We start from the raw sequence: 25,430 nt of genomic DNA, 5'->3' as shown, positions 1-25,430 counted from the left end.
AGCGGGCCGCGCCGACGAGGATCAGTGCGGCCCGCGGTGCGAAGGCTGGACGGTCGAGGGTCTCAGCCGTCCCGATGGCGCCGGCCGTGACGCCGCTGGTCATAACGATGGTCGTCACGATTGTGGTGACCATGGCCGTGACGGTCGTGTCGTCCGCCGCGCCCGTCGTCATGGTCATGCCAGCGATCGCGCGAGTAGTAGCGTTGATTGAGACGGCAGCGATTCAGGCGCTCCGAGCGGCGATTCGTCTCGCGATCGAGTTCCCGAGGACGCGCATCCAGAGCCCAGCGATAGTGGGCATCCCAGTCCAGGGACCAGCGCGGTCCGGAGACTCGACATCCGCGACGGTGGGCGCTGTGTGCCTGCGCCGTGGCCTGGCTGGCGTATTCACGTGCTCGATGGCTACGGCGGTCGTGCCGGCGGCCCCAGCGTTCGTCTCGGCGATGAGGCCGGCGATCCCAGCCTGCATCGCGATCATGGCCGTTTGCGCCGAGCAGCAGGCTGGTCACCAGCCATTCCGGCCCGAACTCCTCATGGGTATCGGCCTTGGGTGCGGACCAGGCGGGCAGGGCGAACAGAGCGGCCGAAGCCAGCAAGGCGGCGCGACTGAATGAGTAGGCGGTTTGACGATTCATGATCGGGTCCTTTTCTGTGGAGTGCAGGACGATCATTGCCGACCCCCGCTAAATCGCTTCTGAACCGGGCCTTCAGCTGCCATTCACCTGGGGGTGGCAGCATCCGCATCGGATTCCGAGGAGTTGTTCCGATGAAGCGTTTACCCCTGCTGTTCCTGATTCTGGGCTTGGCGGCCTGTGCCAGCCATCCACCGCTCGAGACCGTCGAACGCGTCGACCTGGATCGCTACATGGGCCAGTGGTACGTCATTGCGAACATTCCCTATTTCGGCGAGCGCGGAAATCTTGCCGGGCGGGCCATCTATCGGCCTCGCGAGGATGGGCGCATGGACGATATCTACCTGTACAAGGAGGATCGCCTGGACGAGGAGGATCAGCGCATGGAAGGCATCGCCTGGGTGGTCGATGAAACCAGTCAGGCGCGCTGGAAGGTTCGCTTCTACTGGCCCTTCACCTTCGACTACTACATCGTCGAACTCGATCCCGACTACCAATGGGTGATCGTGGGGCATCCTTCACGAGACTACGCCTGGATCATGGCGCGTGAGGCGCGCCTGCCCGATGGACTCTACGAGGAGCTGCTCGGGCGTCTGGACGAGCACGGCTTCGACTCCTCGCAGCTGCGCAAGGTCGTCCAGTATCCCGATCAGCTCGGTCAGCCCGGTTTCCAATAGGGGCGGTCGGATTCAATTGACCTCGGGTCGGGGCGCCGGACGCCGTCGCCAGCGTGCTCGCAGACTGATCCACAGGACGCCGGCCAGAATCAGTCCGCCGCCGATCAGCAGCCTTGCTCCGGGTCGGTCACCCCAGACCAGGATGCCCAGCAGCACCGCCAGCAAGGGGACGAGCAGCAGATGCGGTGTGATGCGCTGCACTTCGTGCCGCTGGATCAGCCAGTAGAAGCCGCCATGGCCGATGATCGAGGCGGCGATCGCGGAGTAGATGACGGCCACCCAGGCCAGCGGTTCCGCGAGCGTGGTCGGTAGCCGCTCGAGCGGCGACTCGATCACCAGGGCCACAACCGCCATCGGCAGGACGCTCAGCGCGGCGTTCCAGGCCTGGAAGTTGAGCACGCCGACGCCCTTGAGCCCCCGCATCAGAATCGTGCCCACGGCCAGGCTGAGCGCGGAGGCCATCACCAGGGCGAGGACGTCGAGCTGAGACAGCACCAGCGGGTCGAGGCCCATGATGAGCACTCCGGTAAAGGCCAGGCTGATCCCCGCGACGCTGCGCCAGCCGATGCGCTCGCCGAGGAAGATCACGGCCAGCAGCGTCGACAAGGGGATGTAGATCTGCATCAGCAGCGCGATCGAGGACACGTCCGCCGAGCGACCCAGGGCCAGAAAGACCAGGCCGAAGTGAATGGCGCCCATGCTCCAGCAGCAAGCCAGCAGTCGCAGCCACTGATCCCGAGGTGGTCGTCGGAGGAGCGGAAGCAGAAGCAACAGCACCAGAGCGAAGCGCACCACCGTGAAGGTGATCGGCTCGAAGCTCCTCACCGCCCAGGCCGCAGCGATGAAATTGCCCGCCCAGAGCAGGCAGATCGACAGTAGCAGCAGATAGTGAGCCAGGGGCATTGTCGGGCTCCGGTCGAGTTGCCCCATTTTGGACCTTTACCGGGTTTCGGATGACGAAATCTGTCAGTTTTGATCCGGCGGTGTCGATTTCGAAGGCTCGAAAGCCCGTTTTCATTGGGGTTGCAGATATTTGGCACGAAAAGTGCATTATCTCCCCCGACAGTTCCAAGCAACACTGAACAAGAGCGAGAAAAGACACCATGGCCGACTTCAACCTGATCATCAATGACAACCACGACGCCGACCTCATCGCATCCGTGGACGACTCCTCCTTCAATGGGCTGCTGTCCGACGAAGTGGTGATGCAGTGGCTGATGGATCTCGAAGCCGAAGATTCGGCCGCCGATCTCGAAGAAAGCCGCGACGAGATGACCGCTCGCCGGCTCCAGGCCTGAACTGTCCCGAAATTACGGGAAGGGGAACCCTCTAGGGTGACAGTCTGATCGGTCACCCGCCCCGGGCGAGACTGCCGGGGTCCAGACAGCGCAACGCGCCCACTGTCAAGGTGGGCGCGTTCGTCTTTTGGGGGTTCGAAAAAGCGTCGATCGGCGCTGCCCTGAACGGTCATCACCGGACCAATAGTGTCAAAAAATGTCCCTTCTCACCGATGACGAATTTCCCAACCCCTTGAAAAACAGGGCCTCAGCTCAGGTTGGCATGATTAATGCATGTATATACCCGTAACCGTAAACCACGCTAAGGGATAATCATGGAACAGCTTGCCTACAACAACGACAGCCAGTTCAACGCGCTTCTGTCCGACGAAGTGGTCATGCAGTGGCTGATGGATCTCGACGCCGAGGAAGACAGCAAGGTCGAGAACGACGCGTCGGTTGGCGAATACCGCGCCTGATACGAAATTCAGAGGGATCGGCCCGCCAAGAGGCCGACCTTCGACCAGAATGGGAAGGGGAACCCTATAGGATACCTGCAGGTGAAAGGGTATCCGCCCCCGGGCCACGATCTCCGGCCGCATGGGGAGACCTGAACAGAACGCCAGTCCCGAGCGATCGGGACTGGCGTTTTCTTTTCTGTCCGACCGGCCCGACGATGGTCTGGAGCCGCCTATTCCACCGTGACCGATTTGGCCAGGTTGCGCGGCTGGTCCACGTCGGTCCCCTTGAGAACCCCCACGTGGTAGGCCAGGAACTGCAGTGGCAGCACCTGAATGATCGGGGAAATGATCGAGTGGGGCGCCGGCACCCGGATCATCCGGATGCCCGGCGCCGGCGCCAGGCTGACGCCTCGGTCCGCGAACACGTAGAGCATCCCGCCGCGTGCCCGCACTTCCTGCAGATTGGAGATCAGCTTGGTCAGCAGGGGATTGCTCGAAGCGGGCACGATGACCGGCAGGGTGTCGTCGACCAGCGCCAGCGGTCCATGCTTCAGCTCGCCGGCAGCGTAGGCCTCCGCGTGGATGTAGGAAATCTCCTTCAGCTTCAGCGCCCCTTCCATCGCGATCGGATACTCGGGACCCCGGCCCAGGAACAGGGCGTGTGCCTTGGAGGCGATCTCTTCGGCGACCTGCTGGACCTCGCCGTCCATGGCCAGCACTTCCCGCGCCTGCTGGGAAGCCTGGCCCAGGTCTTCGAGAACCTGACGAATCATCCCCGGGTCGGCCTCGCGGGCCTTTGCCAGGGCGGCGGCGAACAGCAGCAGCACGGTCAGCTGGGTGGTGAAGGCCTTGGTCGAGGCGACCCCGATCTCGAGGCCCGCCCGGGTCATCAGAACGTTCTCGCACTGCCGCGTGAGGGCGCTTTCGGGCACGTTGCAGATGCCGAGCGTGGAGAGATAACCGGCGTGCTCGGCGCGTTCCAGGGCGGCCAGGGTGTCCGCGGTTTCCCCGGATTGGGAAATCGCGATCAGCAGGGTGTCTTCCGGAATCGCGGGTTCGCGATAACGGTATTCGCTGGCGATCTCCACGCTGACCGGAACGCGCGCCAGACGTTCGATCCAGTAGCGCGCCACCAGGCCGGCGTGGTAGCTGGTCCCGCAGGCCAGGATATGGATGGCACGAACCCGGCCCAGCAGTTCCGGGTCGAGGCTGGGGCAGATCCGGGTGCCATCCAGGTGGGCATTCAGGGTGGTGGCGATCGCTTCCGGCTGTTCGTGGATTTCCTTTTCCATGAAATGCCGGTAGCGGCCACGATCGGCGCTGTCGGAGGGCAGGCTGGAAATTCGCACCGGGCGCTCGACGGACTCTCCATCCATGCGGATGACGCGTGCCTCGGCTCGCTTCAGCTCGACCAGATCACCATCCTCGAGAAACATCATCTGCTGGGTGACGGGCACCAGCGCCGCGGCATCCGAAGCGAGGAAGTTCTCGCCGACACCGACGCCCACGACCAGGGGGCTGCCCTGACGGGCACCGAAGATCCGGTCCGGATAGTCGTGCAGGATCACCGCGATCGCATAGGCTCCGTCGAGCTGCTTGAGCGCCTGGCGAATGGCCTGCAGAGGCGAGGCGTGCGCGGTCAGCTCGTGATCGATGAGATGGGCGATGACTTCGCTGTCGGTTTCCGAGCTGAATTCGTAGCCTCGATCCTGGAGTTGCTGTCGCAGTTCGCTGAAATTCTCGATGATGCCGTTGTGCACCACGGCGACGCGCTGGCCGGACAGGTGCGGGTGGGCATTTTCGCGCGAAGGCGCGCCATGGGTCGCCCAACGGGTATGCGCGATGCCCAGATGGCTGCTCAGTTCGGCGGGCAGGCCTGCAGCCATCTTGGCCACCTTGCCGACTTCGGTGTGGTCGTAGAGCTCGCCGTCCTCGGTCAGGCAGGCCAGTCCGGCCGAGTCGTAGCCCCGGTACTCCAGGCGCTTGAGCCCGTCGAGCAGGATGGGGATGATGTTGCGTTCGGCGTTGGCCGCGACGATGCCGCACATGGGAGCCTGCCCCTTGCTGAATCAGTGGTCGCTAGGATAGCGCGCTTGGTCGACGATGGGGCGAACCGGTTCAGTCTCTGGGCGGCCAGGGGATGAACGGCGAGGTCGTCCGCTGATACTCGCGGTAGGCATCGCCGCGGGACTTCAGCGATTGCTGCTCCGTGTACGGGATGCCCGTCAGGCGGTACAGGAACAGCAGCATCAGCACCGGGCCCAGCCAGGTCAGCCATTGGGCCGGAGCGCCCAGGGCAAGCAGCGGGTAGCTGAACCAGTGCAGCCACTCGAAGAAGTAGTTCGGATGGCGGGAATAGCGCCAGAGGCCCCGCCGACAGACCTGCCCGCGAGTGCTCGGATCCTTCCTGAAGGCGGCCAGCTGACGGTCGGCCAATGACTCACCGCCCAGGCTGATTGCCCAGATGGCCAGGCCGGCAAACACGGCCGGCCCCAGGGTCGAATCCGGGTCGTTGGCCACGACCCAGGCGGGCAGGGCGAACAGCCAGGCGATCAGGGCCTGGCCGATGAAGAAGACGAAGAAGAAGGCGTTGGCGCGCGTGCCGAAGTGCTCACGCATGGCCTGGTAACGACCATCTTCCTGATCGTGGCCGGCCAGGCGGACGGCCAGGTGTCGAGCCAGACGGAAGGCCCAGCTGCCGGTGACCAGGGCGACGAGCAGGCGCTTCTCGACCGCGCCTTCGCCGAGCAGGGCATAGGCCAGGGCCAGGCCCCCGATGCAGGCCGCCCAGGCGGCATCCACCCAGTCGGCTCGGCCCGAGCGAAGTTGCCAGGCCCAGAGGCCGATCATCAACAAGACCACGGCGGCCAATGCGATCAACAGATCCATGCTGCGCAGTATGCCCCAGGCCCCGTGAGGATTCCGGGCCCGCCGGAATCGGCGGGCCCGGGAGCGGTCAGGCGGAGGTGAAGATGAAACGCGGTCGGTTGTAGAGCGTGCCGGCGATGCCGGCCAGGATCAGGGCCAGCAGGCCCGTGCTGCCGATCGACAAAGCGAACCAGAGCGTGTTGACGGGCTCGCCCCGAACCAGGTCCAGGATCAGCACGTTCTGGCTCAACAGGGGCACCAGGGTCATCCAGGTCTCGGTCCGCGTCGGATCGATCAGGATCCACATGCTCGGGATCATCGGAATGATGATCACCATGCCCATGTAGCTCTGCGCCTCGCGGAAACTCTTCGCGAAGGCCGCCAGGATCGTCAGCAGGGAAGCGGCCAACAGGGCTGCCGGTGCCACGAGCACGAAGGCCAGTCCCGCGACCGTCAGATCGAGATTGAGCGCCATGTCCATTTCGGCCACCGGCAGCATGCCCATGGCATAGACGAAGGCGATCAATCCCAGGCCCAGGGTCAGCAGGGCGAAGGTGGTGGTCGCGGCCAGCTTGCCGGCCATGATCTGCCACCGGGGCATCGGGTTGATCAGCAGGGGCTCTAGGGACTTGCGCTCGCGCTCGCCGGCGGTCGTGTCGATGGCCATGTGCATCGAGCCGACGAAGACCGTGATCAGGATGAAGTAGGGCAGGAAGGCCAGCAGCATGCCGCCCCGGGATTCGGGCGTCGACAGATCGTCGATCCTGATGTCGATGGGACGGGTCAGATCCGGGTGGACCCCGCGCAGTTGCAGCCGGAGGTGACTGATCTGGCGCCCGTAGGCGTTGAGGTAGGCGCGCACTCGACTGACCGTGGTCCCGGCGTAGCGCAGGGATTGGTCGACCATCAATTCGACCGGGGCCGGGCGGCCCTCGCGCCAGGCATGGCCGAAGTCCTCGGTGATGCGCAGGATCACCTCTTCCTCTTCACTACGGATCGCCTCGGCCGGGTCGGCCGGCGGGTCCTTGATGACCACGCCCTGGCGCTCCAGATGGCGAATCAGCTCGGGCGCGTGTTCGGCGCCGATCACCGGCAGCTCGAGGGTGGCCTCCATGCGCTCGGTGGTCTGCCGGGTCATGAAGGTCATCATCGCGGCAAAGATCACCGGGCCCATCAGCGGGCCGATGATCAGGGTATTGATGATCACCCGGCGATCCCGGAAGTTGTCGAGCATTTCCTTGATGTAGACAGCCATCATGCGAGCAGTCCCTCGTCGCTACCGATCAGTTTCACGAATGCGTCTTCCAGGTTGGCCTGGCCCGATTGCTCGATCAGCTCCTGGGCCGTGCCCTGGGCGGCGACGCGGCCCTTGGCGATGATGACGATGCGGTCGCAGAGTGCGGCCACCTCCTGCATGATGTGGGTCGACAGCACCACGCAACGTCCCTCGCGCTTGAGCTCGTTGAGGAAGCCGCGCAGGGCCCGGGTCGTCATCACGTCCAGACCGTTCGAGGGCTCGTCGAGCAGCACCGTGCGCGGGTCGTGGATCAGGGCGCGAGCAATGGCCACCTTGACGCGCTGACCCTGGGAGAAGCCATCGGTCTTGCGGTCGATGAAGCCGCCCATGTCCAGGACTCTGGCGAAGTACTCGATGCGTTCTTCGATACGCGCCTCGTCGAGGCCCTGGAGCTTGCCGTAGTAGCGGATGTTCTCGCGCGCGGTCAGGCGATCGTAGAGGCCGCGGGAGTCGGGCACCACGCCCAGCGCTCGCTTGACCTTCAGGGGCTCGGCCGCGGGGTCGATGCCGTCGATTCGCATCGAGCCGCTGTCCGGGCTCAGCAGGGTGTAGAGCATGCGCATGGTGGTGGTCTTGCCGGCCCCGTTCGGGCCCAGCAGGCCGGTGATCTGGCCGTCCATGGCCAGGAAGCTGACCTCGTCGACGGCCACGACCTTGCCCTTGTTGAAGGTCTTGCGGAGTTGCTTGGCTTCGATCATGGACGGGGCCCCAGCAGGTCGATGAAGAAGGGATTCGCACCCAGGGTGTCGATGCATTCGATCGACAGGTCATCGAGGGAGGCGGAATCGATGAACTGGCGGATGATGCCGCTGAAGCAGGGGTGGCTCATCACCGTATGCCCCAGCCCCGGCCCGACCAGGTGCAGGCTGTTGCTGAACTGCTCGGCGGCCTCCTCGCCGTACTCGGGCGGCGTCACCGGATCCAGCTCACCGGACAGGATCAGGATCGGCTTGTCCGAATCGAAGGGCTCGAAGAAGTCTTCGGCCACCGCTCCCGCCGGCCACCAGGCACAGACCGTGTCGTAGAACTCCAGCATCATGTTGCCGAGCAGGGTGTCCTCCACGGGGAGGTCGCGCGGCCACTCCGGCCAGTCCTCGCTGCAGCCGACCGCGAAGTTGAGCCCGAGGGCGATCTGGCTGGACATTTCGTCCGAGACGATCATCGCCTGGCTGGCCAGGCGTGCCGGACTGCCGGTGCTGTCCGCTTCGTGCACCAGATAGGGAATGATCATCTGCGTCAGCGGGTTGTAGGCGAGAAAGCGCAGGGAGCTGGCCAGGGTCTCGTCACCGAACTCCACTGGAACGCCGAGACCGGTCCGGGGATGGCTGATGGTCAAGGAATCGGTCTGCTCGCGATAGCGCTGGATCAGCCGGTCGAAGGCCTGGTCCACGCCCGGGAACTGCTCGGCACAGGCTTCGGACTGCAAGCAGGTCTCGAACAGGCGATCGAGGGCCTGGTCGAGCTTGAGTGCGTGCTCCGAACCCAGGCGCAGACGGGTCGGCGCCACCGCATCGATCACGACGCTGCGGACGGCCTCCGGGTAGCTGCGCAGATAGACCTGGGCCATGCGGGTGCCGTAGGAGCCGCCGATCAGGTTGATCTGATCGAAACCCAGGTGCTGCCGCAGGCGCTCGACGTCGTCGACGGCCTGGGCGGTGGTGTAGAAGCGGACGTCCGCATCCCACTCGTCCATGCACTGGCGAAGCTCCGTGTCGATGGCCTCGAAGCCCATCTCGATCCATTGCTCTTCCTGCTCGATCTCGCAGTCGAGGGGGTTGGAGCCCCCGGTGCCGCGCTGATCGAGAAAGACCATCGCGCGGTCGCGGTAGATGTCCCGCAGGGCGGTGGCCACCATCGGGGCGACCGCGACGGCCGACTGCCCCGGCCCGCCGGCGAGAAAGAACACCGGGTCGGGCTGGGCCGTCGATGCGCGGGCCGGAACGACGGCGAAGCGCAGTTCGATCTTCCTTCCCTCGGGATCGGCCGGATTCTCGGCGACCTCGAGCGTGCCACAGCGTGCTGAGACGCTCAGCGTGCCGGGTCCGCCGAGCTCGCAGGCGTCCAGGTGATCGAACTCCGCGGCGCTGAGCGGAACCGCCCAGAAAAGGCCGAGCAGTACCAGCGGCAAGCCGCTACGATTGATTCGCACAGTCATTACCCCAATGATGTTTCACTTCAACGCGAGTCAGCCATTCTGCCCGGCCCTCGTGACAATTCCAACAGGCCAATCGTCATGCACGCGCTCGAAGTACGGAATCTCCAGAAAACCTATCGCAACGGCGTGGTGGCGCTGAAAGGCGTCGACCTGAGCGTCGAAGAGGGTGATTTCTTCGCCCTGCTGGGGCCGAACGGGGCCGGCAAGTCGACCCTGATCGGCATCGTCAGCTCCCTGGTCAATGCCAGCGCGGGCGAAACCCGGGTGTTCGGTACCAGCGTGCAGAAGAACCGCTCCCAGGCCATGGCCGAGATCGGCCTCGTGCCCCAGGAAGTCAACTTCAATCAGTTCGAGAAGCCCTTCGACATCGTCGTCAATCAGGCCGGTTACTACGGCGTACCCAGGAAGATTGCCCGCGAGCGGGCCGAGTACTACCTGAAGAAGCTGAGTCTCTGGGACCCGGCCTTCCGCATGTCACGCAGCCTGTCCGGCGGCATGAAGCGCCGGCTGCTGATCGCGCGGGCCATGGTGCACGAACCGCGGCTGCTGATCCTCGATGAGCCGACCGCCGGTGTCGACATCGAGATTCGCCGGTCGATGTGGAAGTTCATCAAGGAGATCAACGAGGCCGGGACCACGGTGATCCTGACCACGCACTATCTGGAAGAGGCGGAGAATCTCTGCCGCAACATCGCCATCATCGATCAGGGCAGGATCGTCGAGAACACCAGCGTCAAGGCCCTGCTCGGAAAGCTCGACATCGAGACCTTCGTCCTCGACCTGCGTGAGCCTGCAAGCGAGTTACCGAGCATCGAGGGCATCGAGGTCGTGCAGCGCGATGCGACCACCCTGGAGGCCAGCATTCCGAAGTCGCAGAGCCTCAACCGCCTGTTCCATGTCCTGGAAGAGCACGGCATGGAGGTCGTGTCGATGCGCAACAAGGCCAATCGCCTGGAGGAACTGTTCGTTCGTCTGACCAACCTCGATCATCGGGAGGACGCGGCATGAGCGTGCAGGTCTCTGCAAAGAGTTACTGGATCGGCTACCAGACGATCCTGATCAAGGAAATCACCCGGATCCTGCGCATCTGGGCCCAGACCCTGATTCCCCCGGTGATCACGATGAGCCTGTACTTCGTGATCTTCGGTGCGATCATCGGCCGTCGGGTCGGCGAGATGAACGGCCTGCCCTACATGGACTTCATCGTGCCGGGTCTGATCATGCTCAGCGTGATCACCAACTCCTACGGCAACATCACCAGCTCCTTCTTCGGCGCCAAGTTCGGTCGCCACGTGGAAGAACTGCTGGTCTCGCCGCTGCCGCCCTGGATCATCCTGGCCGGCTACGTCTCCGGGGCCGTGTTCCGCGCTCTGGCCGTCGGCATCCTGGTCTGGCTGATCGCCGGGGTGTTTTCCGGCTTCCACATGCACAACGTGGCCGTGACCTTCTCGATCCTGATCCTGACGGCGGTGGTGTTCGCCCTGGGCGGGTTCATCAACGCGATCTATGCCCAGAAGTTCGATGATATTTCGATCATTCCGACCTTCGTGCTCCAGCCCCTGACCTACCTGGGCGGGGTGTTCTTCTCGGTCAGCCTGCTGCCCGGCTTCTGGCAGAACCTCTCCCTGGTCAATCCGATCGTCTATATGGTCTCGGCCTTCCGCTTCGGTCTGCTCGGCATCAGCGACATCCCCCTTTGGCAGGCCTATGCGATCGTCTGCGGCTTCGCCGTGGTGCTGTTCGTGATCTGCATGACCCTGCTCAAGCGCGGCGTCGGTCTGCGCAGCTGATCCGCAGGCGCCGGCCGGCCAGGCCGGCCAGACCGATCCCGAGCAGAATCAAGCCTGCGGGGCCGGGCCCCGGCACCGCCATGGCCGGTGCGGGTGCCCCGAACAGCTCGAAGGCCCGGGCCAGGGCCTGCTGACCGACCGCCGAGCCGATGATCCGGCCACTGTGGTCGTCGAAGACCGGGTGAATCCCACCCCAGATGCGTGATTGCCCGGCCTCGTCCGCGGCGTCGAAGTAGGTCGCCCACTGCAGTTCGACGGGCGCGCTGGGGCCGTATTCGAAGTTCAGCGAGTAGCCGGGGCCATCGGCGGCCACGGTGTAGCCGGCCAGGCCGCCGGGGAACCAGGTCGAGCCGCTCAATCCGGCCAGCACCTCGGCCGCCGCTCGGCTGAAGCCGCTGTGCCCCGAGGTGTAACCTCCGAAGGGTGGCGTGACGAAGCTGCGCTCCTGATAGGGCCACCAGTCGACCGCCCGCAGCCAGCCCACCCCGCCGATCTGGGTTTCCGGGTCGGCCGGATGACCGAGCCAGCCGAGCACGGCGATCTCGCCGATGTGATCGGACAGGTGAGCGTGGCGCTCGCCCGGCGCGGCGGAGGTGGCGGTGATCACTTCGACCAGGCCCGCTTCCAGGGGCAGACCGAGCGGGTGGTAGGCGAGGCCATCGGGGTCGCTGGACTGACCGAAGGCGCCCATTTCCCGAATCAGGCTGATCGGCCGCGAGGAGTCGTACTGGCGCTTGGTTTCCCAGGTGGCGATGGCGGCATCGTGCAGTGCGCCGTTGAGGGCCAGGTACATCTTGACGTCCCACTCCAGACGGTCGAGCATCGGTCCGCGACCGCCCAGGCGACGCTCGAAGTCCGCGTGCTGCACGACGGCGTTGGCGATTTCGTTCCAGTGGCCAGGCGGAGTCGAGGAGGCGGGGCCATCGGCCCAGAATTCGGCGCTGACCCGGCCGAAGTCGCCGAGCAGCATCGGATTGGGCGGGTAGGGCTGGCCGGTGGCCGGGTTGACCGGATGCCCGCTGCCGTCATCGGCGCCGAGCGAATTGTTGCCGACCACGCCCGGCGATCGATCGATGATCACGCCCAGCCCCGGGTCGAGGCTGGCCGAGGCCTGAATCAGTTCCAGCACGGCCAGCTTGAGCTCGGCATCGTCGGCGCCGCCGAGCAGCGGCGGCGGACCGGGATCCAGATAGGGTTGATCCGGTCCCGGCCGAACGATGGCGAAAGGCGTCACCTGACGCCAGAAGGGCGTCAGAAAGCTCTGCACGCCGAAGGCGCCGGGCGGGATCAGCGGCTGCCAGGCATTGGGATCGGCCATCCCGCCGGTGCCGCTGAGCTGAACCAGCATCGGTGCATTGGCTGGGAAATAGCTGCCGTCATCGACGTGGTCGCCGCTTTCGTTCGAACCATCACTCAGACCGAAGCTGATGATGGTCTGGGCCACGCGGTTGCCCAGCGCGGCCGGCGTCTGGCCCACGAGACCCTTGTCACCCGGGTCCAGGCCGAGTTGCAGCATGCAGGTCTGCAGACGGGGCAGCGTGGTCGGTGCGCCTGGCGAGCCGGTAAATCGGTGAACGAGCACGCGGTAGGCGGCATGGCTGATCGCGGCGCGGAGTTCGGACGGAGCGAGTTCGATCGTCGGCTCGTCGTGGAAGACGGGCGAGGCCTCGGGGTGTGCGGCCGCCCAGGCATCGTACATGGCGGCGGAAACGTGGAAGAGGTTGCGGGCATGGACCGTGGGTCTTGGCGCATCCAGGCGGATGGCGGCCAGCAGTTGTTCGTTCCAGGCCAGGGCGACCGATTCAGCCGAGGCGCAGTCGGCGCTGAGCTGGAAAGGTTCACCAGCCGAGGGCAGCTTGACGGGTAATGCGCTGGCGGTCGCGCCGCCGAGACCGATCAGGAGCGCCGCGAGCTTGAGAAGTGGCATTGGTCCGGAGAGCATGGTCGCGAGTCTGGTCAAATCCGATGTCGGGTGCGGGTCAGGGCGCTTGGAAGCGGTCGTTGAAGACCCCTTCGCTTCCAGGGTGAGTGATCAGATGGTACTGGTCCACGGCGAGACCCTCCAGGGTTTGGAGCGTGCCGTCGGGCCAGTGGACCTGAACGCTGAGCATCGTGTTCGGGCCAAGACCGAAATGCAGTCGTGGGTCGTGGCTGGAGCCGCGGGACTCGCCGCTTCGGCGCTCGCGCATCTGCATCGTTCCGGTCCCGTCATCGAGAACGATGCGCGCGCCGATCCCATCGCGATTGACTTCGCTGCCGCCGTCGAGCTGGAAACCGATCCAGTGGCCACTGGTCGGCGTGATGTTGCGATAGAGACGATAGCCCACGGGCTGATTCCAGTGCCCCAGAACCAGATCCAGTCGGCCGTCGTTGTCGAAATCGACCCGCGCGGCAGCCTCGGTCGGGCGCTGGATGTCGAGTCCGCTGCCCGTGGTGGCCGAGACGAAGCTGCCGTCGGCCTGATTGCGAAAGACCTGATCGATGCTGGGCGTCGAGGAAAAGCTGCCGCTATTGGCGGCCAGAAAGGCGTCCTCCCAACCATCGTTGTCGAAGTCGGCGAAGATCGTCCCCCAGCCGACGACCTGGACATTGAGCGCGCTGCCCGGGTCCTCTTCGAAGAACAGGGGTGCCGTGCTCCGACCGCGCAGCAGGACCTGCTCGTCGATGCTGGAGAAAAAGAAATCCCAGCGTCCGTCGCGATCGACGTCACCGATCGCCAGGCCCATGCCGTAGACCGGTCGCGCCAGACCGGACTGGGCCGAGCGCTCGGTCAGGCACCAGCCGTCGCAGCCGGCCCCGTCGTTACGCCAGAGCACGTTGCCCTGGAGCTTGTCGTTGACGACATAGAGATCGGGACGGCCGTCGAAATCGAAGTCCGAAAAGCCCTGCGTCAGGGCGGTGCGTGCCAGCATCGCCCGCTGCGTCCCGGAAAAAGCGGTGCTGATCCGGTTCCACTGGCCATTGCCGAGCTGCAAGGCGATGCGGTCGAGGTTGTCCGGATCGTTCAGGTCGGGTAGGGAGCTGGTGGGGTAGACGCCGATATAGAGGTCGAGGAGTCCGTTGCCGTCCAGGTCGCCCCAGGCGACGGCGTCGGTGCGGGCACTGTTGACGCCGGTCGGTGCGTGGTCGATCGCCGGATGGATCTCGTTCGAGAAGCCGGTGCCGGCGAGGTTTCGGAGCAGGAGATTGGACTGGTTGCGACAGCCGACGTAGACGTCCGGCCAGCCGTCGTTGTCGTAATCGGCGGCGGCGACGCTGCTGCAGGCGCTGCCGGCGATCGTGGCGTTCACGGCAGGATCTTCGGTGAAGCTTCCGCTGCCCTGGTTGAAGAACAGGCGATTGGCCTGGAAGTAGCCGGTGACGAACAGGTCCGGGTAGCCGTTGCGATCGAAGTCGGCCACGGCGATGCCGCCCGCGGGCACGTTGGCGAGGAAACCGGGTTCGAAGCCGGCCGATTGTGATCGATCTTCGAATTCGAGTGCGTGTGCTGGCGCCACGGCCAGGAAAAAGAACAAAGCGAGAACCGGAAGGCGCGTTGGGCTCGGCAAAGAGAATCTGTCCATGCTCGAATGCTAGCAGGGGCCCGTCAAGAAATTCACGCATCCTGAACAATAGTGAAGGAGATTCCCGTCGAATCCCCGAAAAACGGGGGCTCGGCGGAGGGCCCGGCGCGCCCGGGCGGATTTGACGATCACGCGACCCCACCAGTACACTCCGGGGTCGATTCCATTTCCGGATCGCTCCGAGACGGACCGACCGGAAAAGAATCGAGTGGCTGAGGGATCGCCACCGAAAAGAGGAATCGACAGCAATAACCCCTTACCCTAATGAAAGCGAGGGCACCACGATCATGAGTTCCAGCTCCTCCCCCTGGGCTGCAGGGCGACACCTCGTCGCGCTCGGCCTGATTCTGCTAGCCGGTGGCCTGATGGCCAATACCCCGGTCAGCCAGACGATCGATCCGTCCAGCGTCAATGCCGTCTACTCGCCGGCGGACGCGCAAGGACGATTCACCTATCTGATCCAGTTCTCCGAGCCGAGTCTGATCGAGCAGCATCACAGCCGCTCCCAGGCCGAGTTCGATTACTTCGCGCCTGCCAACCTGGCCGCGCGGGATCAGCTGATGGCCATCCAGGCGCAGCGCGTCAGCCTGATGAGCCAGACGCTGGGCCGTACGCTCGAGCCCTCGCACTTCTACCTGACCAGCCGCAACGGCATTGCCGTTCGTCTGACGCCGGCCGAAGCCGAGCGCGTCGCCAGCATGAATGGCGTCGAGGCACTTCACCGTGAGCGCCTGTACGATATCGCGACGTTCCGCGGTCCGGAGTTCATCGGTGCCGGCACGATCTGGGACGGCACGAACACGCCGGATGGCTCGCCCCTGCTCGGTGAGCTGATGATCGCTGCCGTGCTGGACTCGGGAATCTCCGACCCTGCCACCCACCCGAGCTTCATCAACGACCCGGCCTGTGGCCATGGCGTTGGTGGCGTTCCGGACAAGGTCATCAGCTTCCTCGACTGCTCGAGCGCTGACGGCACGGGCCTGTGTAACGGTCCTGACGGTCTGGATGAAAACGGTCACGGTTCGCACACGGCCAGCACGGTCGCGGGCAACTTCGTGACCAATGCCGCCACGCCGTCGCCGGAACTGCCGGCCCCGTTCACGGCCATTTCCGGCGTGGCGCCCTGCGCGCACATCCGTTCCTACGACGTCTGTAGCGCCAACGGCGGCCAGAGCTGCGGCGGTGCCGACATCGCTGCCGGTCTGGAAAGCGTGCTGATCCAGAATTCGGCGCCGGAAGGTCCGATTGCTTCCATGAACTACTCCATTTCCGGTGGCGCCAGCCCGTGGGCTGACTTCGATCGCACCAAGCTCGACATCGTCGACGCCGGTGTGTTCATCGCCGCCTCTGCCGGTAACACCAGCGCCGGTGTCCCCGACCCGGTCGGCGCCGTCAACCACCGCGGCCCCTGGGTCATGAGCGTCGCGGCCAGCACGCATGACGGTCGCATCGGCAAATCCGTTTCCCTGGCCGGTGGCCCCTCCGGCGTGTTCGCCATCGAAGGCTCGGGTCCGGCAATGACCGTCGATTTCGTCGGCGATCTGCGCTGGGCCGGTGACGTCGATGCGGGCAACGTGGAAGGCTGTGCGGCCTTTGCGGCGGGTTCCTTCGCCGGCGAAGCAGCGCTGATCTCCCGCGGTGGCTGCGCGTTCGCCGACAAGGTCAACAACGCGGTGGCCGCCGGTGCGGTCTTCGTGATCGTCTACAACAACGCTGGCGACCCCATCGTCATGGGCGGCCTCGAGACCACCACGGTTCCGTCGGTCATGATTTCGACCGATGACGGCAACGCCATGATCGCCACCCTGGCCGGTGGCGTGGCCGAAGTGACCGTCCCGGTCGCCGACGCTGGCTTCGTCGTTCCGAGTGCGGGCGATATCCTGGCCGGCTTCAGCCTGCGTGGCCCGACGGCCTCGCCTCTGCAGGACCTGCAGAAGCCGAACATCACGGGCCCGGGTGTCAACATCCTCGCCGCGGTTCCGGGTGGTTACGCGTTCCTGTCGGGTACCTCGATGTCCAGCCCGCATGTGGCCGGTGCCGCGATTCTCGTTCGCCAGGCCAACCCGGACTGGACGCCTTCGGAAGTCAAGTCGGCCATGCAGATGACCGCATTCCGTGATGGCTTCAAGGAAGATGGCGTCACGCCCTGGGACGCCGATGACGTCGGCCATGGCCGCGTCGATCTGACCGCTGCCGCCCTGGCGGGTCTGGTCATGGATGAGTCCACGGCCAACTACCTGGCGGCCGACCCGAACCTGGGTGGTGACGTCAAGACCCTGAACACCCCGGACGTCCGTAATCTGGATTGCACGCCGAGCTGCAGCTTCACGCGCACCCTGCGTAACACTCTGGACGTGGCGTCGAGCTGGACGGTCTCGGTCGAGAGCGGCAACCCCGATCTCGACATTCAAGTCACGCCGTCGAGCTTCAGCTTCACCGGCGATACCAACGAAGAGGTCACCCTGACCATCGACGTGTCGCCGCTGACCGACCTGACCTCCGCGATCCAGTTCGGTCGCATCCTGATCGATGAAGACACGGCGCAGGCACCGCAGGCGCATCTTACGACGGCCATTTCAGGCACGCCGTCGGCTCCGGCGGCCGCCGCCATCGATGAGACGGAGTTCACCATCCTGCTCGAAGAGAACACCACCGGCAGCGCCAGCTTCAACATCAGCAACGTCGGTGAAGGCGTGGCGGTCGAGGATCTGACCTACACGATCGAAGAAGCGGCTCCGGCCACCGTGGTGCTGGGCGGCTCGCGTGAAGCCAGTCCTCCGCAGCCGGTCGATCTGGTGCTCGATACGGGCATTGCCACGATCGTCGGTGTCGACACGCAGGAAATCCTGTGGTTCAACCAGTTCACCCCGGGTCCGCTCGACCTTCCGTTTACCCTGGAAACGGTCGACGTGGCCTTTGCACCCGGCAATGCCGGTGTCAATCCGGGTGATGTGTTCGATGTGCACGTCTGGGTCGACCCGGATCGTGATCCGACCAATGGCGCCACCCTGGTGTCCAGCGTGGTCGGCGAGGTCGTGACGGCGGGCGTCAACTTCCAGACCGTGACCCTGCCTGCAGGTGTCGACATCACCACCGCCGATGGCGATGTGCTGATCGGCGTGGTCAACCGCACCACCGCGGCGCTGTACCGTGCTGGAGTGGCCGATGCACCTGGAACCGCCAACGGTGAGTCCTGGATTGCCTTCAACTTCCCCGGCGGTGTGGCCGGTGATCCGCCGGTGTTTGCCAACGCGGCCACCTTTGCGCCGCTCGGTGCCCTGCTGCCGGATCGCAACTGGACCATCCGTGGCTTCGGCACCGGTGGTTCGGCCTGTCTGACCCCGGCCGACGTGCCCTGGCTGTCCGTGACGCCGGCAAGCGGCTCGGTGGCAGCTGGTGCAAGTGAAGAGGTGACCATCAATGTGGACAGCACCGGTCTGGCCACCGGCACCTACGAAGCCAGGGTCTGCGTCGAAACCTCTGACGTGAACAACCCCGTCTTCGTGCTGCCCGTGACCCTGGAAGTCACGGTTGCCGGTGGTCTGCCGACCATCGACGTCAGTGCCACTTCCGTCGATGGTGCGGTGGATGTGCTCAATCCGACCACCACCGAGACCTTCGATATCGGCAACCTGGGCACGGATCTGGTTCTGGAGTGGAGCATCGAAGAAGCTCAGACTTTGGCCTCCATGAGGGGCAACCCGACCCTGTCTGTGAACGGCGTCGAGGTCTTCGAAGGCCTGGGAACGCCGACCAACTCCTCGGTCACCCTGAACATCGGTGCCGGTAACTCGGTCATCGGTGTGGGCTACGAAGTCACCATCGAAGCGTTTTCTCCGAGCTGGTTGAGTGAGTCGCGCATGGCGATTCTCAGCAACGCCGGTGATCCGCTGGGCCTGGGTGCGGAAATCCAGCCGTCGGACACCGATGGGTCGGGCGTCGAGACCCTGAGCTCCGGCGGTGTGGTGGCGCTGGGTTCTCCTGTGGCTGCCAATGGCGCCGGTGAGATATATATCGAGTGGTTCGAGGACTTCAACGACACCACCCCGGCACCCGACTCGGCCTGGAGCGATTCGGCCACCCCGACCACCCTGCCGCCGGGCATCACCCTGCAGTGCACCAATCAAGCTGCCTGCGATGCTGCCCTGGGTGGTGGTCCGCCGCCGTCGGTTTGCGAGTCGCCGAGTGACGTGCCTTGGGTGTCGGTCAGTCCGACCTCGGGTACCACGGCTGCTTTGGGCACCAGTTCCGTGAACGTCGATTTCGACGCGACTGGCCTGGCCCCGGGCCTGTACGAGGCCACCCTGTGCATCAACAGCAACGACCCGGTCACGCCGCGCGTCGAGCTGCCGGTCAGCCTGGATGTCACCGTCCCGGCCAACGCCGCGCTGCTCGAAGGCACGGTGCAGGGTCTGGGCCGTTGTCAGGCCTCGCCGATCCTGGCCGCCGGCGCCGGTGTCGAAGTGGTGGGTGCGTTTACCACCTTCAACCTGACCGCCGATGCCAACGGGTTCTACAGCCTGTACCTGGATGAAGCTGAAGGTCCGCTGGACATCACGGCGTCTGCGCCGAACCACATCACGGACACGGTCACGGGCGTTGCGATCGCGGGTTCCACCACGACCGTTCAGGACTTCGGTCTGGTGCTCGAGGCACCGTGTGCCCAGGTGGCGCCGGCAGGCTTCGATGCGGTCTTCGGCCCGGGTGACACCGCTGCTGACTTCGCCATGACGATCGACAACAGCCTTGGCGGTGCTCAGCTGGTCTGGGGTATCCAGGAAGCCGATCCGGCCGCCATTGCCTACGCCTATGGTCTGGACGGTGCCGGTGAGTTGATCAACAACACCGGCGGCGATCGCGCCAGCGAAAGCATTGCCACCGAGCGTCTGGGCGAGCAGTCGCCGTTTGTCGATGCAGGCATTCAGGGTGGTCCGATCACGGACAACTTCAGCGAAGCCTTCGACGACATCAGTCTGCTGGCCGGTGCCGGTTGGTCGCTGCAGAACCTGAGTGCTCCGTTGGGCACGTCCGACTGGTTCCAGGGCAACGACACGGTGTTCGCGGCGCATGAAGGGGCCACCACGGCCTACATCGGCGCCAACTTCAACAACACCGCCGGTGGCACGGGCATCATCAGCAACTGGTTGATGACGCCGGAGATCCAGCTGACCAACGGTACGGAGATGACGTTCTGGACGCGAGTCCCGACCGGCAGCACCTTCCCGGATCGTCTGGAAGTCCGTTTGAGCACCAGCGGAAGCAGCACCTTCGCTGGCGCCTCGGCCACGGATGTCGGTGATTTCGACACCCTGTTGCTGTCGATCAACGAAAACCTCGGCGGCGACTACCCGGATGACTGGGCGCAGTTCACGGTGAGCGTTGATGGCCTGCCGGGGCAGACCTCGGGTCGCTTCGCGTTCCGTTATTTCGTGACCGATGCAGGCCCGTCCGGTGCCAACAGCAACTACATCGGTATCGATACGGTCAGCATCAGCCAGCCGAACTTCTGCACCAACCCGGCTGATGTGCCCTGGCTGTCGGTGGCGCCGTTCTTCGGAGCCGTCGATGCAGGCGGCACCTCGCCGGTGACGGTGAGTGTCGATGCCAGCGGTCTGATGGCCGGTACCTACGAAGCCTTCGTCTGTGTCAGCAGCAACGATGCAGGCGCAGGCATCATTCCGGTACCGTTCAGCCTCGAAATCCTGGGTGACGATATCTTCCAGGATCGCTTCGAGTTCTGATGCGCTGACCGATCAGTCATAACAATCATTGCAGTACCTTTGAGCCCGGCCAAATTGGCCGGGCTTTTTTTGGGTGTTTCAGGGGCTTACATGAAGAGACTTGAATTTGACACGAGCTTCACACCCGGCCTACATTTACAAAGAGAGGGGGTGGATGCTCTGCGCCACTGATGCGCATTCATTCGATTCCGACCCAGGCACAACACTTTCTTGTTCCCGAGGTAATCCATGCATCATCCTGTTGTCTCCTTGCTGGCCGCGTGCGTCTTTCTGCTGGCCGGCTTCGGCGCTGCTTCCGTGCAGGCGTCCGAGCCCTACTCTCCTGCCGACGCCGAAGGCCGCGCCGTGTATCTGGTGCAGTTCGTCGAGCCCGGGCTCGTCGATCGCCACCGTCAGCGCTCCACCGGCGAGCGGTTCAGCGCCGAGCTGCCCCATGTGCAGGCCGCGCAGGCCGAGCTGATGCGCATCCAGGCCGATCATCTCGATCGTATGAGCGCGACCCTGGGCCGTATGCTCGAGCCCAGCCATTACTATCTGGCCAGCCGCAGCGGCATGGCCCTGCGCCTGACCGAAGCGGAGGCACGCCAGCTGGTTGCCATGCCGCAGGTCGCCAGCGTGGCCCGCGAGCGGGTCTACGAACTGGCCACTTATCGCGGTCCGACCTTCATCGGCGCCGATCAGATCTGGGACGGTTCCGCCGTGCCGGGCGGCACCGGCTACGAAGGCCGCGGCCTGATCGCCGCCATCCTGGACACGGGGATCGACGATGGCAGCGACGGCTCGCCGCATGCCTCCTTCATCAACGATCCGGCTTGCGGCCACGGCACGACGTCGCCGAACAAAGTGCTGAGTTCGCTCGATTGTGCGACCACCGACGGCACCGGTCTCTGCAACGGCCCCGCACCAAGCGATTCCAATGGCCATGGTTCTCATACGGCGTCGACCGTGGCGGGCAACCGCGTGACCTCCGGCGACTCGCCCAGCCCGACCATTCCGGGTGGCTTCACGGAAATCTCGGGCGTCGCGCCCTGCGCCTCGATTCGCTCCTACAAGGTCTGTTCCACGAACCAGTGCGGGGCTGCCGATATCCAGGGCGGTCTGGACAGCGTCCTGTTGCACGGCGATGTCGATTCGATGAACTACTCGATCTCCGGCGGCACCAACCCCTGGAACGATTTCGATCGCGACAAGCTGGACATCGTCGATTCCGGCGTCTTCATCGCCGCCTCGGCCGGTAACACCAGCATCTCGGTTCCGAATCCCGTCGGCCAGGTCAACCATCGTGGCCCCTGGGTCATGAGCGTGGCGGCATCGACCCGCGACACCAACGATTCCGGCGGCGCCGCCCAGGGTGACGTGCTCGCAGGCTTCAGCCTGCGCGGCCCGACCCCGAGTCCGTTGCAGGATCTGCAGAAGCCGAACATCACCGGCCCGGGCGTGAGGATCTACGCCGCCGTGCCGAACGGCTACGCCTTCCTGTCCGGGACCTCGATGTCGAGCCCGCATGTGGCCGGTGCTGCCGTGCTGGTTCGCCAGATTCACCCGAGCTGGACGCCGACGGAAGTCAAGTCGGCGATGCAGATGAGCTCCTTCAACGGCGGTTTCATCGAGAACGGCACCACGCCATGGGATCCGGATGACGTCGGTTCCGGTCGCGTCGACCTGACCACCGCCGCCCGTTCCGGCCTGGTCATGCCCGAAAGCACCGCCAATTTCCTCGCGGCCAATCCGGGCTCGGGCGGTGACGTCAAAACGCTCAATACGCCGGACGTGCGCAACCTGAGCTGTACGCCGAGCTGCTCATTCACCCGTACGGTCCGCAATACGCTGACGACAGCCACGAGCTGGACCGTCAGCGGTGCGGCCTTCGATGGTGATTTCCTGATCGATGTCTCGCCGTCGAGCTTCACCTTCGACGGTGGTCTGGGCGAGACCCAGGAACTGACCATTACCCTGGCGCCGAGCACCGATCTGACCGGCACCATCGCTTTTGGAGACATCACCTTCGTTGAAGATGGCGGCCTGTCGCCGGATCTGCGCATTACCGCGGCCGTGTCCGGCGTGGGTGGTCCCGCGATCGGGATCGCACCGGGCAGCATGAGCTTCACCGTCAACGAAGGCGATTCGGATGCTGCCCCGCTGACCATCTCCAATACGGGCACCCAGGATCTGAACTGGAACATCACCGAGTCGACCCCGGACAGCCTGCCGGCCAATGCTCGCGGTGTGGCCATCGATGAAGTGCTGAGTCTTCCCGACTTCACCGTAGATCCGGCCAATCCGGTCGCCTTCGACGTGCCTGGCGGCGTGGCCAATACCGGCAATGTCACGGGCTTCACGTTCCAGGGCACGGTCGCCGGCGTCAGTGGCAATGGCGACTGGGCTTCGGATATGCGCATGGTCATGACGGCCCCGAACAGCGATAACTTCGATGTCGGCGGCTTCGATGGCCCGGTCAACGATTGGGAGTTCCAGGGCTCCGGTTCGGCGAACGATGGCACCTACAGCAGCTCGCACTCGGGCAGTTTCGCCTCCGTGCCTGACGCCGGTGACTGGAACTTCGCCTTCGAGCACGACTGGTCTTCGGGTAACCCGATGAACTGGTCCGCGGTCACCGTGACCCTGCACAAGGAAGCGATCATCTGCGAGAACGTCACCGAGATCAGCTGGCTGTCGGTCGACACCACCTCGGGCGTCATTTCCCCATCGGGCGACCAGGTCGTCTCGGTCCAGGTCGATTCCACCGGTCTGGCTGCCGGCATCTACGAGGCCCAGGTCTGCGTCAACTCCGATGCGGCCAACGCCAGCATCATCGCGGTACCGGTGACGCTGGAAGTCATCGGCGGCGGTCCGGATGCGGCAACCCTCACGGGCACGGTCCAGAGCCTGGGCTACTGTGGCGCCAATCCGGCCACGGTGAGCAACGTCGAAGTCACGGTTGCCGGTCAGATCAATACCGTGTCGACCTTCACCAATGGCTCCGGCGTCTACACGCTCAACGTCTCCGAAACCGAGAGCCCGGTGACGATTTCCGTGGCTCCGGCCGGTCACGTGGGTGATTCTGCCCCTGGCGTGAGCTTCGTGGCCAATGACACGGTGACGACCGATTTCGATCTTTGGGTCACCGAACCTTGTGCCGATGTCAGTGAGGCACCGATGGGAATCGTGCTGCCGACCAACGGCACCGGCTCCATGGACCTGACCATCGGCAATGATAACGGTGGTGCGGACCTGAGCTGGATGATCGAGACCGAAGGCGTGGTCGCGAGCGATCCGCGTGGCCACTTCCCGGCTCAGAGCTGGAGCGGTGGTCGCAGCTTCGATCCCGAGTCGAGCATGCTGGCCGATCCGTCCCGGGCGGGGGTCTCGTCCACGGCCGCTTCGTCCTTCGAGATCGCTGGCGGTCTGACCGCCTACAGCACCACCGGCTTCACCGCCGAAGGCTACGTCTCCCTCGATCCGACGGTCCCGGGCACGCTGAGTCTCATCAACGCGGTGCAGCCGACCAACGTCTACGCGGCGACCTTCATCGGTGGGGACTTCACCACCAAGTACGCGATCGCCTCGAGCGGTGGCGACCTGGCCGAGAGCGAGTTCGGCACGATCGATGTCGCCACCGGGGCCTTCACCTCGATCGGGTCGATCACCGGCGCCGGCACCGGCACCTGGACGAGCATGAAGTACGACTACACAACCGATACCCTGTATGCCGTGCAGGTGCCGGCACCGGGCACCAACAACCTGTACACGATCGACGCCGGCACCCAGACGGCCAATCTGGTCGGCACCATTCCGGGTGACATCGTCATTTCGATCGCCATCGATCTCAATGGCCAGATGTACGGCCTGGATCTCACCCCGGACGCGCTGCTGGCCATCGACAAGACCGATGCAACGGCGGCCTCGATCGGTCCTACGGGCCTGGCGGCGAACTTTGCTCAGGACATGGACTTCGACTACGCCACCAATACCCTGTATTGGGCTGCCTATCTGGGTAGCGGCGATAGCCGGATGACCACGGTCGACACAAGCACCGGCGCCGCGACGGTGATCGGCAACATCGCCAATGGCAATGAGCTGCTGAGCTTCGATATCGCCAACCCGGGTGTTCCGCCGGTCTGCGCCAACCCGGGTGTCGTGCCCTGGCTGAGCGCGACCCCGGCTTCCGGTAACGCGCCGGCCTTCGGCAGCGAAACGGCGAGCATCGACTTCGATTCCACCGGTCTGGCGGTCGGGACCTATGAAGCGCACCTGTGCGTCACCACGGGGGATGCGAACAACCCCGCGATGGTGATTCCGGTGAGCATGCAGGTCACGAATGCCACCGATGAGATCTTCGACGATCGTTTCGAGCAGTAAGTCGTCACAGCAGGGCGCCCCGGTCTCTGGGGCGTCGATCGGCCCGGTCGACGCGAGTCGGCCGGGCCTTTTTATTGCCTGGCGCTGCGAGTCCGGCGACAATGACGGTATTCACCATTGGAGGAAATCATGTCGAAGACCCTGTTGGCCCCCCTGGGCCTGCTGTTCTGCTCGTTCGCCCTGGCCGGTACGGCCGATTGGTTCGGTGAGGCCGGCGATGAATCGGCCGTCGCGATGCCCGTGTCGGAAGTGATGGCCCAGGTCGAAGCCCTGGATGGCCAGACCCTGACCGTCAGCGGTCGGATCACCGACGTGTGCACCAATCGCGGATGCTGGGCCGTGTTCGAGGACAACGGCGAGATGCTCCGCATCAAGGTGCGTGACCACGCCTTCGCCATTCCCGAAGACGCGCGCGGTCCGGCCATCGCCCATGGCGTGCTGGAGCGCGTCGAGGTCAGCCGGGAGCATGCCGAGCACCTGGTCGAAGCCGACGGCGCCGATGCCTCATTGCTGGAGCAGGACTACGAGTACCGCCTGATCACCGAAGGGGTGCGCCTGACGGCCGCGCCCTGAGGGATCGAAGCAGGCACGATACGGAGGGGCGGCCCGA

Annotated in this window: 17 protein-coding genes; 8 read left to right on the top strand and 9 right to left on the bottom strand. The window is 64.8% G+C overall.

The window, feature by feature from the left end; genetic code table 11:
* Nucleotides 1-62: 62 nt before the first annotated feature.
* Nucleotides 63-635, bottom strand: a complete 573-nt coding sequence (locus tag WM2015_RS15050) for a hypothetical protein (RefSeq protein ID WP_156201290.1) — start codon at nt 633-635, stop codon at nt 63-65.
* 131 nt (nt 636-766) lie between these two features.
* Here WM2015_RS15050 and WM2015_RS15045 point away from each other — a divergent pair, with 131 nt between their 5' ends.
* A complete protein-coding gene (locus tag WM2015_RS15045; RefSeq protein WP_049726832.1) occupies nt 767-1,309 on the top strand; it encodes a lipocalin family protein in 543 nt (180 codons plus the stop codon).
* A 12-nt stretch (nt 1,310-1,321) separates the two neighbouring features.
* Here WM2015_RS15045 and WM2015_RS15040 read toward each other — a convergent pair whose 3' ends face one another.
* Nucleotides 1,322-2,212, bottom strand: coding sequence for a DMT family transporter (locus tag WM2015_RS15040; RefSeq protein ID WP_049726831.1), 891 nt, complete (start codon nt 2,210-2,212; stop codon nt 1,322-1,324).
* Between the two features lie 200 nt (nt 2,213-2,412).
* On the opposite strand from WM2015_RS15040, the gene WM2015_RS15035 reads away from it, so the two are divergent.
* Together WM2015_RS15035 and WM2015_RS15985 are read left to right on the top strand one after the other, a co-directional pair.
* On the top strand, nt 2,413-2,607 hold the full coding sequence (locus WM2015_RS15035; protein WP_049726830.1) for a hypothetical protein: 195 nt from the start codon (nt 2,413-2,415) through the stop codon (nt 2,605-2,607).
* A gap of 314 nt (nt 2,608-2,921) precedes the next feature.
* On the top strand, nt 2,922-3,065 hold the full coding sequence (locus WM2015_RS15985; RefSeq protein WP_156201288.1) for a hypothetical protein: 144 nt from the start codon (nt 2,922-2,924) through the stop codon (nt 3,063-3,065).
* A 212-nt stretch (nt 3,066-3,277) separates the two neighbouring features.
* Here WM2015_RS15985 and glmS read toward each other — a convergent pair whose 3' ends face one another.
* The 5 genes from glmS to WM2015_RS15010 all read right to left on the bottom strand — a co-directional run bounded on the left by glmS (nt 3,278) and on the right by WM2015_RS15010 (nt 9,367).
* On the bottom strand, nt 3,278-5,095 hold the full coding sequence (glmS, locus tag WM2015_RS15030) for a glutamine--fructose-6-phosphate transaminase (isomerizing) (RefSeq protein ID WP_049726829.1): 1,818 nt from the start codon (nt 5,093-5,095) through the stop codon (nt 3,278-3,280).
* Nucleotides 5,096-5,165: 70 nt separating this feature from the next.
* Complete coding sequence (locus WM2015_RS15025; RefSeq protein WP_049726828.1) at nt 5,166-5,936, bottom strand: DUF1295 domain-containing protein; 771 nt, start codon at nt 5,934-5,936, stop codon at nt 5,166-5,168.
* A gap of 67 nt (nt 5,937-6,003) precedes the next feature.
* Nucleotides 6,004-7,173 (bottom strand): ABC transporter permease, encoded by a 1,170-nt coding sequence (locus tag WM2015_RS15020; protein WP_049726827.1) that lies wholly within the window; start codon nt 7,171-7,173, stop codon nt 6,004-6,006.
* Nucleotides 7,170-7,910 carry an ABC transporter ATP-binding protein gene (locus WM2015_RS15015; protein WP_049726826.1) on the bottom strand — a complete coding sequence of 247 codons (741 nt, stop codon included), beginning with the start codon at nt 7,908-7,910 and terminating at the stop codon, nt 7,170-7,172. Before WM2015_RS15015 ends, WM2015_RS15020 begins: the two co-directional genes overlap by 4 nt.
* Nucleotides 7,907-9,367 carry an alpha/beta hydrolase gene (locus WM2015_RS15010; protein ID WP_082169800.1) on the bottom strand — a complete coding sequence of 487 codons (1,461 nt, stop codon included), beginning with the start codon at nt 9,365-9,367 and terminating at the stop codon, nt 7,907-7,909. Before WM2015_RS15010 ends, WM2015_RS15015 begins: the two co-directional genes overlap by 4 nt.
* 78 nt (nt 9,368-9,445) lie before the next feature.
* Between WM2015_RS15010 and WM2015_RS15005 the strand changes: the two genes are divergently transcribed.
* Together WM2015_RS15005 and WM2015_RS15000 are read left to right on the top strand one after the other, a co-directional pair.
* Nucleotides 9,446-10,375, top strand: a complete 930-nt coding sequence (locus WM2015_RS15005) for an ABC transporter ATP-binding protein (RefSeq protein WP_049726824.1) — start codon at nt 9,446-9,448, stop codon at nt 10,373-10,375.
* Nucleotides 10,372-11,157 (top strand): ABC transporter permease, encoded by a 786-nt coding sequence (locus WM2015_RS15000; protein WP_049726823.1) that lies wholly within the window; start codon nt 10,372-10,374, stop codon nt 11,155-11,157. The genes WM2015_RS15005 and WM2015_RS15000 overlap by 4 nt, the downstream gene beginning before the upstream one ends.
* On the opposite strand, the gene WM2015_RS14995 is transcribed toward WM2015_RS15000, so the two are convergent.
* On the bottom strand, nt 11,129-13,084 hold the full coding sequence (locus tag WM2015_RS14995) for a vanadium-dependent haloperoxidase (RefSeq protein ID WP_049726822.1): 1,956 nt from the start codon (nt 13,082-13,084) through the stop codon (nt 11,129-11,131). The genes WM2015_RS15000 and WM2015_RS14995 overlap by 29 nt on opposite strands.
* A 52-nt stretch (nt 13,085-13,136) precedes the next feature.
* The gene (locus WM2015_RS14990; RefSeq protein WP_049726821.1) at nt 13,137-14,672 is read right to left on the bottom strand and encodes a CRTAC1 family protein; all 1,536 of its coding nucleotides are present in this window, start codon (nt 14,670-14,672) and stop codon (nt 13,137-13,139) included.
* 335 nt (nt 14,673-15,007) lie between these two features.
* Here WM2015_RS14990 and WM2015_RS16390 point away from each other — a divergent pair, with 335 nt between their 5' ends.
* From WM2015_RS16390 to WM2015_RS14975, 3 genes are all read left to right on the top strand, one after another.
* Nucleotides 15,008-20,461, top strand: a complete 5,454-nt coding sequence (locus WM2015_RS16390; RefSeq protein ID WP_049726820.1) for a choice-of-anchor J domain-containing protein — start codon at nt 15,008-15,010, stop codon at nt 20,459-20,461.
* 228 nt (nt 20,462-20,689) lie between these two features.
* On the top strand, nt 20,690-24,820 hold the full coding sequence (locus tag WM2015_RS14980; RefSeq protein WP_082169798.1) for a S8 family serine peptidase: 4,131 nt from the start codon (nt 20,690-20,692) through the stop codon (nt 24,818-24,820).
* 129 nt (nt 24,821-24,949) lie between these two features.
* Nucleotides 24,950-25,393 carry a DUF4920 domain-containing protein gene (locus WM2015_RS14975; protein WP_156201286.1) on the top strand — a complete coding sequence of 148 codons (444 nt, stop codon included), beginning with the start codon at nt 24,950-24,952 and terminating at the stop codon, nt 25,391-25,393.
* Nucleotides 25,394-25,430: the final 37 nt, after the last annotated feature.

The organism is Wenzhouxiangella marina, assembly GCF_001187785.1.
Taxonomy (GTDB): Bacteria; Pseudomonadota; Gammaproteobacteria; order Xanthomonadales; family Wenzhouxiangellaceae; genus Wenzhouxiangella; species Wenzhouxiangella marina.
This window is presented reverse-complemented; position numbering and strand designations above follow the sequence as displayed.